Source organism: Malacoplasma penetrans HF-2 (assembly GCF_000011225.1).
GTDB lineage: Bacteria > Bacillota_I > Bacilli_A > Mycoplasmatales > Mycoplasmoidaceae > Malacoplasma > Malacoplasma penetrans.
The window spans coordinates 1,176,351-1,191,162 of sequence record NC_004432.1 but is presented as its reverse complement, the minus strand read 5'-3'; the positions used below and the strand labels follow the sequence as shown (position 1 = coordinate 1,191,162).

General features: G+C 25.3%; 11 protein-coding genes and 1 pseudogene. 11 read left to right on the top strand and 1 reads right to left on the bottom strand.

Features of this window, described 5'->3' with window-relative positions; genetic code table 4:
* Positions 1-4: 4 nt before the first annotated feature.
* The 5 genes from secE to MYPE_RS04535 all read left to right on the top strand — a co-directional run bounded on the left by secE (position 5) and on the right by MYPE_RS04535 (position 6,221).
* Positions 5-358 (top strand): preprotein translocase subunit SecE, encoded by a 354-nt coding sequence (gene secE, locus MYPE_RS04555; protein ID WP_011077705.1) that lies wholly within the window; start codon positions 5-7, stop codon positions 356-358.
* A gap of 34 nt (positions 359-392) precedes the next feature.
* Positions 393-1,439, top strand: coding sequence for a transcription termination/antitermination protein NusG (nusG, locus tag MYPE_RS05490; RefSeq protein ID WP_011077704.1), 1,047 nt, complete (start codon positions 393-395; stop codon positions 1,437-1,439).
* Positions 1,440-1,477: 38 nt separating this feature from the next.
* Entirely contained in the window at positions 1,478-2,464 is a 987-nt protein-coding gene (locus MYPE_RS04545; RefSeq protein WP_011077703.1) for a glycosyltransferase family A protein, read from the top strand.
* Positions 2,465-2,642: 178 nt separating this feature from the next.
* Positions 2,643-5,345, top strand: a complete 2,703-nt coding sequence (ileS, locus tag MYPE_RS04540) for an isoleucine--tRNA ligase (RefSeq protein ID WP_011077702.1) — start codon at positions 2,643-2,645, stop codon at positions 5,343-5,345.
* Positions 5,346-5,798: 453 nt separating this feature from the next.
* Positions 5,799-6,221 carry a hypothetical protein gene (locus MYPE_RS04535; protein ID WP_011077701.1) on the top strand — a complete coding sequence of 141 codons (423 nt, stop codon included), beginning with the start codon at positions 5,799-5,801 and terminating at the stop codon, positions 6,219-6,221.
* Positions 6,222-6,335: 114 nt separating this feature from the next.
* Here MYPE_RS04535 and MYPE_RS04530 read toward each other — a convergent pair whose 3' ends face one another.
* The gene (locus tag MYPE_RS04530; RefSeq protein WP_044891309.1) at positions 6,336-6,848 is read right to left on the bottom strand and encodes a hypothetical protein; all 513 of its coding nucleotides are present in this window, start codon (positions 6,846-6,848) and stop codon (positions 6,336-6,338) included.
* A 583-nt stretch (positions 6,849-7,431) separates the two neighbouring features.
* Here MYPE_RS04530 and MYPE_RS05715 point away from each other — a divergent pair.
* From MYPE_RS05715 to MYPE_RS04505, 6 genes and pseudogenes are all read left to right on the top strand, one after another.
* Positions 7,432-7,602, top strand: coding sequence for a hypothetical protein (locus tag MYPE_RS05715; RefSeq protein WP_011077699.1), 171 nt, complete (start codon positions 7,432-7,434; stop codon positions 7,600-7,602).
* 239 nt (positions 7,603-7,841) lie between these two features.
* On the top strand, positions 7,842-9,086 hold the full coding sequence (locus MYPE_RS04525; protein WP_011077698.1) for an ABC transporter permease: 1,245 nt from the start codon (positions 7,842-7,844) through the stop codon (positions 9,084-9,086).
* Between the two features lie 3 nt (positions 9,087-9,089).
* A complete protein-coding gene (locus MYPE_RS04520) occupies positions 9,090-10,268 on the top strand; it encodes an ABC transporter permease (RefSeq protein WP_011077697.1) in 1,179 nt (392 codons plus the stop codon).
* Between the two features lie 2 nt (positions 10,269-10,270).
* Positions 10,271-11,791, top strand: coding sequence for an ABC transporter ATP-binding protein (locus tag MYPE_RS04515; RefSeq protein ID WP_011077696.1), 1,521 nt, complete (start codon positions 10,271-10,273; stop codon positions 11,789-11,791).
* Between the two features lie 184 nt (positions 11,792-11,975).
* Positions 11,976-14,180, top strand: a pseudogene (locus tag MYPE_RS04510) (ATP-binding cassette domain-containing protein); the annotation flags it as partial.
* Positions 14,173-14,760, top strand: a complete 588-nt coding sequence (locus tag MYPE_RS04505) for a hypothetical protein (protein ID WP_011077694.1) — start codon at positions 14,173-14,175, stop codon at positions 14,758-14,760. The pseudogene MYPE_RS04510 and the gene MYPE_RS04505, both read left to right, overlap by 8 nt.
* Positions 14,761-14,812: the final 52 nt, after the last annotated feature.

Sequence of the window (14,812 nt, the reverse complement as noted above, 5' to 3'; positions counted from 1 at the left end):
TTATATGAAAAATAAACAAGAAGAAAAAGAACTTCTAAGCAATGGTTCTGAAACAGAATTAGATTATGAATCTAACCAAGAAGTTTGAGAAGAAGTAGATAGCTTAGAAAAAGAAACTATTGTAAAAGAATCTAAATCAAAAACAAAAAATAAAAAAGATAAACAAATTAAAGCAAAAACTAAGAAAACAAATGGATTTAAAAAATTATTCTTTGGAGTTGGAAAAGAATTTGAAAGAGTTACTTGAACAACAAAAAAAGAACTAGCATCAAACTTTTTAATTACTTTAGTTGTAGTTGCTTTTTTTGCAATAATTTTTACAGTCATTAGTTTACTAATTACAGGTGCAAAATTATAGTTTTTAGATTAATTAACAAAATGAGGAACGAAAAATGGAAAACGAAAAATTTGAAAATAATAATGATACAGTAAAAAAAGATGAAGCAAAATGATATATTGTTACTTCTATTAATGGTAATGAAGATACAGTATATAAAAACATTGAAGATAAAGTAAGAGCTTATGATCTTGGAAATGTAGTTCAAGAAATGCGTTTACTTAAAACTAGAGAAATTACTATTGAAGTTTTTGATCCTATTAATAATCCACCTCCAAGTAGATTTAGAAATACTAAATCAATTACTTGAGAAACATTACCAGGTGGTAGATACAAAAAAACTAGAATTAGAGAAATTAATAGATTCCCTGGTTATATTTATATAAAAATGATCATGGAAGATGATGCATGATATGTTATTAGAAATACTTTTGGTGTAACAGGTTTTGTTGGATCTTCTGGTAAAGGTGCTAAACCTATCCCAATGTCTGACATTGAAGTAGCTAACTTATTTAATCCTGAAATGAACCAAGATATTATTATTAACAAAACTTCTGATGTGTTTGTTGAACAAACTGTTTCAAAACCTAGAGAAGCAGAAAAAAGAATTGAGTTTTTAGATAGTGGTAACAATCTAGTAGATAAAGATGGATTCTTTAATTCAAACTTAAACCAAGAAAATAAAGGTGAAGAAGCTAGTTCTGAATCTACAGAAAATGTTGAATCTTCAAATGTTGAAGAAGTTTCAGTTTCTATGGATCAATCTACTAATGTAGAGGTTGATACTAATGTGGAAAATCAATACCTATCTAATCATGATGGTGAAGTTGAAGAAGTAACTATTAATGAAGATGTAGATAATAAGCAAGAAGAAGAAACTGAAGAAGAAGTTGAATTATTTCATAAAGGGAATAGTGACAGTAAAAGTCCTTTATTTGCAGTAGGTAACACTGTTGAAATCTTAGTTGAATCTATGCAAGGTTATGAAGGTGTTATTGAAAGCATTGATTTAGAAAAAGATAAAGCCAAGGTCTTAGTTGATATATTAGGTAAAGAAACTATAGTTGATGTTCATTTTTCTGAAATAAGAAAAAAAATATAAGTTGCTAGTTTTAATTTTTCATAATTAATTTTTTAATTATGTCAAAAATATCATTAATCATTCCATTTAAAAATACTGAGTTAATTTGGATAAATAAATTATTTGATTCACTAGAAAAACAAATAAATAAAAATTTTGAAGTTATCTGTATTGATGATTCATCAGATAATGGAATTGATTACAAAACCTTAATTTTAGAAAAAGGATATCGATACTATAGAAGTAATAATGCTTCATTAGGTGATGGTGTTGGAAAATTAAGAGATTATGGAGTGTCTGTTGCAAAGGGTGATTTAATTTGATTTGTCGATAGTGATGATTGAATTACTCCTGATGCAACTGATTATCTTATTAATTCTTTTGAAGAACACAAAGATATTGATCTTGTAGTTTTTAAATATCAATGAGTTTACAAAGAAAGTGATGTTAACTTTAAAGAAAGAAAAATTACTTCTTTTGTTTCTGACAATACTCCTAACAGAAGAATGAATAAGTGATTTCATACAGATTATCAAACTGATTGAAGAGTGTGTTTTAAAAAAGAATTTCTTTTAAAAAATGAAATTCTACATAAAGAAAATTTATTATTGTATGAAGATGTATATTTTGGTTTAATCTGAAAAACTATTTATAAAAAAGCTTTGTTTTCTTCAAAGATTCTTTATTTTTATAATAGGATGAATAGGTTTTCAACTTTAAATCAAGATAAAAATTTTGACCCACATAGATTGTTATTAAATATCTTATCTAGTAAAGATAATTTAATCAAAAGAAACATATTCAATGAGAAGTGATTTTTTTATGCTAATAACTGAGCTTTTGTTGCAGCTAGCTATATTTATAAAGATAGAAAACAAAATAAAAGTTTAATTAAAGATGTTATTGGACCAAAACATTGTAGAAATTATAAGATGTTAGGATTTGGTTCAAGATGGTTTGTTTCTAACTTTTTAGTATGAAGACCATTGTTAATGATCATTCTTAGAAAGATCTTTAAATTCAAAGCAAAAGCAAATAATAACTAATAAATATACAAATAAAATATTAAGAAGTTACAAATTTCTTAATATTTTTTGTTTTTTAACCACCTTTAAAAGCTTGTTTAAAATGAATTAAATTTTTATTTTTAAATAATTTTAAAATTATATTTTGTGTTTTAATTATTTTATGTGATTTTTAGGAATTAGTAAGGAAGTATAGTATATGAGCGATTATAAAAAAACACTTTCAATGCCTAACACTAATTTTGAAATGAAGGCAAATTTATCAGTAAAAGAAACAAAAATTCAAGAAAATTGAGTTTTAGAAAAAATAGAAAAAAAGATTTTAGCTAAAAATAAATCAAATACACCATTTATTATTGCAGATGGTCCTCCATATGCAAATGGTGATTTACATACTGGACATGCTTTAAATAAGATCTTAAAAGATATTATTTTACGTTTTAAAGCATCAGTTGGTTTTTATACTAAATATATTCCAGGTTGAGATACTCATGGATTGCCAATTGAACAAGAAATGGCAAAAAGAGGATTAAATAAGAATGCTAATCAAACTATTACTGAAAAAAGAAAAAACTGCAAAAATTTTGCTATTGAAAATGTTTACAAGCAAAGAGATCAATTTAGAAGATTAGGGATTTTATCTGAAATGGATGAAATCTATGTTACTTGTGATTTAGATTATGTAATTAGACAAATTAAAATTTTTAATAAAATGCTATCAAAAGGTTTAATTTATCAAGATTTAAAACCAGTTTATTGATCTTGATCTAGTCAAACTGCTTTAGCAGATGCAGAAATTATTTATCAAGATGTAGAATCAGATTCAATTTATGTTTCTCTTGAAATATTAGATAAGAATGAATTTGTTTCTAAAGGTGATAAAGTAATAATTTGAACTACTACTCCTTGAACTCTTCCTTCAAATTTAGCAATTGCTGCAAATCCAAAAGTAACTTATTGTAGAGTACAAGTTGAAAACTCTGTTTATGTTATTTCTAAGAATTTAGTAGAGAAATTGGCTGAAACTTTAGAATGAACAAATTATGAAATATTATCAGAATTTTCAGGTAAAAAACTAGAAAACTTACCTTATAAGAGCCCTATATCTGATAAAAAATGCAAGATAATTGTTGATGGTTATGTATCTGATTCTGATGGTACAGGGTTAGTTCATAATGCACCAGGATTTGGTCATGAAGACTATTTAGCTTGTAAAAAATATAATATTAAACCATATTGTCCAATCGATAACTTAGGTAAATTTACTGGTGAAGTTAATGATAAAGAACTTGCAGGGTTATTTTATAAAGATGCAAACCCAATTATTATTGAAAGACTTGCTAAAAAGAAATTACTTTTAAAAGCTTCTAAGTTTACTCACTCTGCAGCACATGATTGAAGAACTAAAAAACCTGTAATTTATCGTGCTACTAAACAATGATTTGTTAATATTGATAAAATTTCTAAAGAAATTGTTGCTGCTTTAAACAAAGTTAAATCAATTGATAATACTATTATTAAAAAAATAAAAGAAATGGTATTAAACAGACAAGAATGATGTATTAGTAGACAAAGAATTTGAGGGGTTCCAATTTGTATTATTTATGATAAAGATTACAACCCAATCTTAGATCCTAAATTACTAAACAACATTGTTGATATATTAAATGATGAAGGTATTAATGCTTGATACAATGAAGATGCAAAATACTTTTTAACAGATTCTTACAATACATCTAAAAAATATATTAAAGAAACTGATATTATGGATGTTTGATTTGATTCTGGTACGAGTTATTCTGTTTTACAAGCTGATAAATTAGGTTATCCAGCAGATTTATATTTTGAAGGTAAAGATCAATTTAGAGGGTGATTTAATTCTTCTTTAATTACAAGTGTGGCTGCTTTTAAAAAGTCTCCTTATAAAGAATTATTAACTCATGGATTTGTATTAGATGAAAATGGAAATAAGATGTCAAAATCTTTAGGTAACATCATAGATCCTTTACAAGTTTGTAAAGAATATGGTGCAGATGTTTTAAGATTATGAGTAGCTTCAGTAGATTTTAGTAAAGATGTTTCTATCTCTAAAGATATCATTGCTCAAAATGCTGAATTATATAGAAGAATTAGAAATACTTTATTTAGATTTATCTTAGGTAATTTAAATGGTTTCAATTTAAAAAAACTTAGAGGTGCTAAATATAGTGAAGCTGACTTATATGTATTAAGTTGCTTATCTAATGACATTAAAACTATTAAAGCTTGTTATGACAAATATGACTTTAAACAAATTGTAAAAATAGTTTCTAAAAATGTAGCAGATTTATCTTCTTGATATTTTGATTACATTAAAGATCCTTTATATTGTGAAAAAGAAGATAATGAACAAAGAATTGCTATCCAAGCAACTTTATATCAATTATTAGATTCTTATTTAAGAATTCTTGCTCCTATTATTCCTCACACTTGTGAAGAAGCTTATGAATTCTTTGATAAAAAAGATAAACAAAAATCTGTTCATTTAGAAGGTTTCACTAATTTTAAAATTGATTCTAAATATAAAGTTGATTTTAAGAAGTGAGAAGAATTCTTTGATTTAAAAGATAAAGTATATTCAGAAATTGAAAAAACAAGAAATGAAAAGGTAATTAATTCTAAAGGACAAGCACATATTACTATTCATTCAAAATCTCTTCCATTTGATGAACAAACTTTAGAAAGATATTTAGGTGTTGCTAAAGTTGAATTCAAAGTTAAAGAAAAAGATGGAACAACTATTAAAGTCAAAAATTCTAAATATGCTAGATGTGAAAGATGTTGAAACTATTACCCAACTAATTTAATTGCTAATGAACTTTGTGAAAGATGTAAAAAAGTTATTGGTAATAAAAAAATATAAAATAGATGATTGAATTAAAAATACTCCTCAAAGGAGTATTTTTTCATATCACATAAAACAAACTCAAAAGATTCAAAAAATATATTGGATAAAAAATAAATTGATTTTTTTCATATAAATCAAATTTAGATTCAAAAAAAGAAATATGCTCTTTAACTATTATGTTTAAGAACTCTAAAGAAAAAATTTAAATTATAAAAATATTAAATTTAAAGGATAAAGATTTTATAATTGTTATTGTACTAATGGTTAATTTAACCAAAACTTATTATTTAAAAACTTTCTTTTAAATCAATTATCTTAGTAAATAAGAATAATTTTGTTATTAAAATATAAAAATTTATTTTGGGAAACATAATTAATGTTTAAGTTTTTATTTTTTAAACGCAGAAAAGACAGTTAATTAAAAAAAGTATTTTATAAAACAAAAATAATTAAAATAAAGGATTTTGTATGGATAAAGAAATCAAAAAAGCAATAGATGACATCATGTGTTTTATAATTGTTAAAAAAGGAATAGAAGAAAAAATTGCTTATGGCACAGACTCTTCTGGACAAAAAACAATATACAACCCAATTACTAAACAATGAATACCATTTAGATCTTATTCTAATGTTTTAAAAGACATTAAAACAGACATAGTTAATCTTTTATATCCTAGTGTTGGAGATAAATTAGAGCTTTGTGAATCATCAAGAATATTTAATGATAATTTGCCAGAATGAAGAGAAAAGTATGCTGAAAATTCCATTAATTGAATAGCTGATTCTGCAGGTGAAATTGAAACACTTTTACTTGAGGCTGCAGCTGCTAAAGGCAATCAATATGAGCCTATTAGAGAATTTATTGATTCCTATAAAAATAAAAAGAATTAAGAATTTATATAATGGAAAAAACAAAGAAAAGATCTTTATATAATAATTGCTTTTTAAATAGTTTTAAATAAACTTAATTTCAATAATATTTCGATATTTTTGAAATTAAGTTTTTTATTCAAAAGAAAAGTAATCAGATTCAGAAGAACGATAGTTTGTAGATAATTTAGTAGATTCATTAATTTTATTAAAATTACAAAATCCAGGTTTAGCAATTCAATAATATGGAATCTTTGGATTATTACTAAAATCAAATTTAATTTCAGACTCTGGAGAAATATTTTCATGAATATTAACTACTGATCAATTTGTATCAGTTTCAATTAATTCAAATTCAGTATTAAAATCTTTTGCTTTTAGAATAATGTTTGAGTTACAAAGATAAATTATGTTTCTATCAAGTGTTAATAAACCCATAACAAATTCATCTAATTGTTCTTGTTTCTTAATATGCAATACTTGCTTGTTAATATTAAGACCATTTACTCAAAGTTTGTTGTATTTATAAATAGATTTATTTAGAGCATGAAGTTTTGCTATTTTTGCGTTTTTTTCTGTTCTAAATGTTACAGGATCTAAAAGTCTATTAAAAATAAATTTTTTAATTTTTTTATAATATTTTTTCATCACTGATAATCATTAATACTTTTTGTATATTATAAAATTTATTCAACAAAAAAGATTTTATTTCTCAAACTTATTTAATTAGTGTTTTAAAAATAATTTATTTCCAATAAAACCTTTTTAAACCATATTTCTTTAAATCTATAGAAAAGATTATTAAACTTTTATGTTTTTACTAAATAGTTAAGTTGCAATAATACTGATTGTGTTATACTAAGGGTGGGTGAAAACCTATAAACAAATTAAATTATTTAACTTTTTCTAAATATTATTTTATTCTTTACATCAACCCAACCTCATTTTTAATGTACCTTTTACTTTCCCCTTTTTACAATAGATGTCTTGTGGAAAATGTTGTGAAAAAGTTAATTAATTGATAGTTCAGTGATTTTTTAAATCATTGAACTTTTTTATTTATAGTCTTTATTCTTTAGATATAAAAATTTGAAATTGTTTAGAAATTATTTTTTACAGCAAGTAAATTATTTTATTTTTTAATTAAATATTTATAAATAAAAATTTGACTTAGGCATTTTTATGACTATAAGTTAATTTTTATGTTATAAGTATTTATAAGGTAGAAATAATGAATACAAAAAATTTAAAAACAGTTTTCAAAAATACAACAGTTATGAAAAACTTTGTTTTTCAAGTTTTTTATATTCTATCAATTAAAAAATTAGTAGAAAAAACAAACCTAATTTTAATTATTAAAAAGATGTGTATGAAAAACTTCTTTTTTAATGAAAATTGATAATAATAAATTACCTCTTAACTTCATACATAAATTAATGATTGAGTTAAAGATAATGCTTACAAAGAAAAGCTAGTATTAAAGGTTCATTAAAAAGGAGTATGAGACAAAAGTCATATTCCTTTTTAAATTTTATGTAGGTCTACCCCAAAATTGTTAATAAGATAAATAGTTATTTAAAATAAAATATTACTTATTGAATATAATAAATAAAATGTTTCTTTAGAAAGGATGGATATCTAATGGCTAAATATATAATAAAAAGATTATTATTTGCTGTTTTAGCTTTATTCATATTAATGAGTATAGTATTCTTTTTGATGGCCGCTTTACCAACAATTCCAATTACACGTGTTCAAGGTGAAACAACTGAAGCTTATAATGCAAAATTGGAATCTATTGGTTGATTTGATCCAGCTATCATTAGGTACTTCAAATATTGAGGGAAGTTTTTTGATGGTTCATTTGGTGTAGTGTTCCAAAGAGAAGGTACTCCACTTGTAACTTATTTCTTCCAAAATATTCCAAATACTTTATATATTGCATTAATTGCATATATATTAGCAATTGCTTTAGGTTTCTTGTTTGGTATTGTTTCTGCAGTTTATCGTGGTAAATGACAAGATACTCTTATCAATGTAATTTCAGTTGTACTAATTAGTGTACCAAGTTTTATAGTTGGTATTCTATTATTAAAATTAGCAGGTGTTATAGGGCTGCCTCAAAATTATATGAATTTTGATCATCCATTATTTAATTTTGGAACATTTGTTGGCTCTTCAATAATGCCTATCTTATCTTTAACTTTTGGTTTGGCTTCAACTTTAACATATTATGTAAGAAATGAATTAGTAGAAGTTTTAAGTCAAGATTATATAAAAACTGCTATGTCTAAGGGATTAACAAAAACTCAAATTATTTTTAGACATGGTATAAGAAATTCTTTAATCCCAGCTTTATCTATTTTAGGACCAAGCTTCTTATCAGTTATTTCAGGTTCTATAGTTATTGAAACAATCTTTGGTGTAAAAGGGATTGCTAACATGCTATTTACATCAGTTGTTTCTAACCAATTCTATGTTGTAATGTTCCAAACATTCTTCATTTCATCATTATATTTCTTAATCAATTTATCACTAGATGTTATCTTTACATTTGTTGATCCAAGAATTAAATTAGCAGAAGCTTCTCAAGCATCAATTACAAACTTAGTTAAATCTACTGTTCTAAGATTAAACTGAATTAAAAATTTCCAAAAAGCTGCTAATAATCCAAGTTACAAACTAGTAACACCTCAAGATAGTTTATTCTTATCTTTAAATGAATTAAATGCTATTAACTACAAATCTAAAAAAGTAGTTGTAAACCAAGCAATTAAAGATAAATACAACTTAAATGATGAAACTCAATTTTTAGTAGTTGGAAAAAATATTTTAAAAATTGAAACACTTAAAACAGAAAATGCTTCAGAAGGGAGTCAAGGATAGTTTATGAACCTAAAAAATAATAAATTAAAAAGTATTCCTGAACTTGATTTTGAAGTAACAGAAAAAGATTTTGCCCGTGTTGATATTTATAAATTAAATAGAACAGATCAAGTAGTTGGTAAACCAAGTAAATATTTATTAGATATTATCAAGAGATTTGCAAGTAATAAATGAGCACTTTTCTTCTTAGTAATTTTTCTTTTGATTATTCTATTAGCTATATTTGCTCCTATTATTTCTTCAGCAATGGGGTATAGCGCTTACCTTCCATTGGCAGAAAATGCAGACTCAGCTCTTATTGCAAACTTACCAGCAAGAGTTTTAGGAAGTAATCCAACTATGACTATTTATAATGCAACAGATAGTTTTGTTAAGCAATTAAAAGAAACATACAAAATTACTATTTTAAGTAAAGAAGATTGAATTCCTGGTGTTGCTTATAAAGTAACTTATTTACCTTATAGTTATGGTCCAATTTCAAATTTCTATCCAGTATTAGGAACTGATGGTAGTGGAATTGATATTTGAACAAGACTTTGAACTGCAGTTAGAATTTCATTAGTATTAGCATTCTTAGTAGCAATAGCTTCAGTTGCTATTGGGGTAGTATATGGTTCTATTGCTGGTGCATTCGCTGGTAAAGCAGTAGATACTGTAATGATGCGTTTTGTAGAAATTATTAGTGGTGTACCTTCAATTGTTTGATTATTAATTTTAGGTATAGTATTAGTTGGTGATACTGAATCTGCTGGTACTTCAATTAACAACTCAGTACTTGCTGTTTCTTTAATCTTCATACTATGATTCTCACCTGCAATTTCAACTAGAACTTATATTTTAAAAACTAAAGATGTTGAATATGTTCAAGCTACAAGAACATTAGGTGGAAGCCAAGCAAGAATTATTTTCTCTCACATGCTTCCAGTAATTGCAGGTCGTATTGCAGTTATTTTTGTTAACTTAATTCCAACAGTTATTTTCTATGAATCTTCATTAGTATTCTTAGGATTAAAACCAACAAGTGATTTAGGATTAGGGGTAATGTTATATGAAGCTTACTCAATTTCTAATATTGCACAAATTGTTTCACCAATTGTAGTGTTTGCTTTATTCACAATCTCATCTCAAATAATTGCAAATGCATTGAATGATGCAATAGATCCAAGAGTGGTAGGTAGATAATTATGCCATTAAGTAGTAAACATTTAATTAATGACTCAAGTAAGTTATTAAAAGAAAACCAAATCATTAAAGTTAGAAATTTAAAAGTTAACTTTAAGGTTAAAGATGGTTTATTGCAAGCTGTTAGAGGAATTGATCTTTCAGTTTATAAAGGTCAAATTATTGGTATTGTTGGTGAATCTGGTAGTGGTAAATCAGTTTCAGTAAAATCTCTAATTGGATTCAATGATGGTGCAAACATAGAAGCAAACAATTTGAACTTATCAAATATAGATATCTTAAAAATTAAAAAGAAAGACTGATGTTATATTAGAGGAACATATGTTTCTTATATTCCTCAAGATCCATTGATGTCTTTAAATCCCACTAAGACAATTGGTAGACAAGTAATTGAAGCAATCTATGCTTCTGAAAAAAATAAATACAAACAAAAAGTCTATGAATTAAAAGAAAAGATGAGTTGTGGTGGAGATGAAGGAATTGAATTAAAAAGACAGTTAAATGAAAAAACTGATAAATATAATGAAATTCTTAAATCTAAAAAAGAACAATTTGATAAAGATAAAAGATCTTTAAAAGAAAGTTTAGACAATAATTCAATTGATCAAGAAGCTTACAAGTCTTCTTTAAAATCACTAGAAGAACAATACAAAGAAAGTGTTAATAATGCAACTAATGTATACAATGAAACTAAAAATACATTAAGTGAAAGAATTAAACAATTATCTCAATTAAATAAAGGTAATTATGAAGCTGAAATTCAAGAAGCAAAAAACACTTACATTAACAACACAAAAAAAGACGTTGCTAAAAAGAAAGTAATTGAAATTCTAGAATTTATTGGTATTGAAAATGCAGTATCAAGATTAAATGCTTATCCTCATGAATTCTCAGGTGGGATGAGACAAAGAATTGTAATTGCAATCGCAGTTGCAACTCAACCAGATGTAATAATTGCAGATGAACCAACAACTGCTCTTGATGTTACTATTCAAGCTAAAGTATTAAGTCTTATTAAAAAACTTAGAGAAATCTATGGAATTACAGTAATCTTCATTTCTCATAACATTGCCTTAGTTGCAAACTTCTGTGATTACATTTATGTTATGTATGCTGGTAAGATTGTTGAACAAGGTTTAACTGAAGAAATCTTCACAAATCCTTTACACCCATATACTTGAGCATTATTAGAATCAATTCCAGATAGTAGTGATGGTGCTAACCAAAAATTAAAACCAATTGATGGTACACCTCCAAATCTAGTTACACCTCCTAAGGGTGATGCATTTGCTGCTAGAAATAAATATGCAATTGCACTGGATTTTGAAAAGCAACCTCCTTTATTTGAGGTTACAGATACTCATAGAGCTGCAACTTGATTACTTCACCCTAAAGCACCAAAAGTAGAAGTGCCTAAAGAAGTACAAGAAAAAATAAATAAATCTAAAAAAGCTTTTGAAATTTACGTAAAACAAAAGAAAGAAAACCAAACTTATATAATCCCTGATAAAAATAGTAAATAAGTAGAGAATAAAAATGAACAATAGTAAAGAAAAATTAAAAGATGTTAAGACTAAAAGTAGTGTTGTTAGCAAAGAAGTTAAAGAAGTAAAACCTGTTGTTGCTAGCAAACCTTTACTAACTGTTGAAAATCTAGCAATGCTTTTTAAAGTTAGGGGATGATACTTTAAAGCATTAGATGATATTAGTTTTACTGTAAATGAAGGTGACTTTTTTGGGATTATTGGTGAGTCTGGTAGTGGTAAGTCAACAACTGGTAAATGTATTATTAAACTTTATCAACCAACTGGGGGAAAAATTGAAATAGATGGAAATCTAATTTCAAATAAAAGATTAACAAAGCCAACTAAAAAGTGATTGAGAAAAAATGTTCAAATGATTTTCCAAGATCCTATGGCTTCATTGAACCCTACTAAAAATATTCTTCAATTAATTGCTGAACCTTTAGTTATTAATAAGAGCTTGTATATTGATGCATTCAAGAGATGACAACAATTAAATAATGTTAGTAGATATTTCTATGCTGAATATACTGAAGAAAAGAATAAGATTTTTTATGAATTCCAAGAAGCTTATTACAATGTAATGATAAGTAAATTGAATGAACTGATCCAAATCTTTACTAATATTGATTTTTCAGATTCAAATTCAAGTTCAGGACGTGAAAAATTAATCTTTAACATGGATACTTTTGTTGAAAAAATTAATGAAAGTACTACAAGTATTTACTCTTACAGTGAAAGATTCAAAAAACTTGTTGATGATTTAACTAAGCAATTCTATGAAAAAGAATTTGATAAAATTGATATTCAAAAAGCTAAAAAAGAATATAAAGAAAAATTCTATCTTAGAAATGCACAATATGTAAAAAGTGCTGAAACTACAATTAAGGGTAAGATTAAATCTGTTAAACAAAACATTGAGTTTTCAAAAGATGACTTACTTTACACTTTAAACTATATTGATTTAGCTTCTAAAAAGGTTTTATTAACTTTCATTAATGTATTGAAAAAATATAAATCTTTATCAATGGATTTAATTAACAATACAACTACAGATTTATACAAGATTGTAGAAGATTGATTCAAACCATTAGTTGATCATATTAATAAATTAAACTTTGATTTTGAAAATGCTAATCTTGAAGAAAAAGCAGCAATTATATCTAATCTAAGCAAACTTAGAAAGTTAGCTGATAGTTTTTCTTTAAATACTAAAGAAAAAAATGTTGATGCTGAAGTAGCATTAAATACACAATTCAACTTACTTGTTGAAAGTGGAATTCCAGTAGAAGTTTTTGGAGGGACTCCAGAATCTTTCAATGAATTTATCATGAAGCATCGTGGTAAATTAGAGAAATTACTAGAAGAAGCAAAAGCTGAAAATGAATTCCATGTTAATCAATTTAACAAATATATTGGTGTGGTAAATTCAACAAGAAAAGAAGAAGTTAAACTTAAGATTTCATCTGAAGTTGAAAGTAAAAAGTTAACAGTAGATGAATTAAAAAAACAATATCAATCTGCTAAAAAAGACTTAAAGAAATTAATTTATTCTAAATTAGATGGATTGGGTCAAATTCTTGTTAATGAACAAAAAAGTAATGAAAAGAATATTTTCAAAAAAGCAGGTCTTTATATATTCAAAAAACCCTACAATTTCTCATACATTAAAAGAGAAATTAACTTAAGATGAAAATCATTAAGTGCAATTGAATTTGAATATAAAAATACTCTAACTGAAATTAAATACAGCTCATTTATTTGTGAACAAAGTCGTCACATTAATTGATTGGCTTTAAATAAATTTGTTAATTTAATTAAAAAAGAAAGAGTTTATAGTGCTTTAGATAGTGTTGGTTTAAAAAGAGAACATGCTTATAGATATCCGCATGAGTTTTCAGGTGGTCAAAGACAAAGAATTGTTATTGCACGTGCTTTAATCAATAATCCAAAGATTATTATTGCTGATGAACCTATTAGTGCATTAGACGTATCAATTCAAGCACAAATTATTAACATCTTACAAGACTTATGTATTAAGCAAAAAGTAACTATTTTATTCATTGCTCATGACCTGTCAATGGTAAATTATGCATGTAATAATGTTATTATTATGCACCGTGGTAGAATCTTGGAAAAAGGAAGCATCGAAAAAATCTTTGCAAACCCTATTCACCCATATACTCGTTCATTGATGAAAGCTACTCCTAAACTTTCAAGAGTTCATGTGGATTTAGCTGCATTTAATGATAACTTCACATATGATAGTGAATGAAATGCTTTTAATAAGCCAGAATTCATTAAAATTAAAAATAGTGAAGATCACCAAGTTTATGGAACATTAAAACAAGTTTCTCAATGGGAAAAAGAAAAAACTAGCAATGAATAATAAAAAAAATTCAAACTTTAATCAAGGATATTCCAAATATACTAAAGAAACAATTGATAGTAGTTTGACATTAAACAACTCAGAAAATGAAATAAATACAAAAAATAAAAAGATAAATAGATATCCTAAAGGGTATCTATATGTCTTTTTTATTTCTATTATAACTATCGCTACTTTTCTAATATGTTTTTTAGTTAAAAGACCAATTGGATTAGATCAAAGCAACCAACAAGAATCTGTATTTATTTATGGTCATATGGCATGAAATGATGCTTTATCAGTTGCTTTTGGAATAGGTTTTTTCTTAAATATTATGTGATTAATATCTAGACAAATGTTATCTTTAAGAATTAGATTCACTTCTAAAAAAATGTTTGAATATTTTACGTTTAAACAATTTAGAGAAAGAAAAAACTTGGTTGTTAGAAGTTGAGCTTCTAATGATGTAAAAAACTTTGATGAATATATAGAATACTGCACTATTAAAAAGAAAACTACAGCTTTAATGTTTTATATATCATTTTCTATATTCACACTTTTGTTTATTGTTTCAATAATCTTAGCAGTGACTATAAAGTAAGATTTATTTATAAATTAAAATCATTCTTTAATTAGAATGATTTTTTTATTAT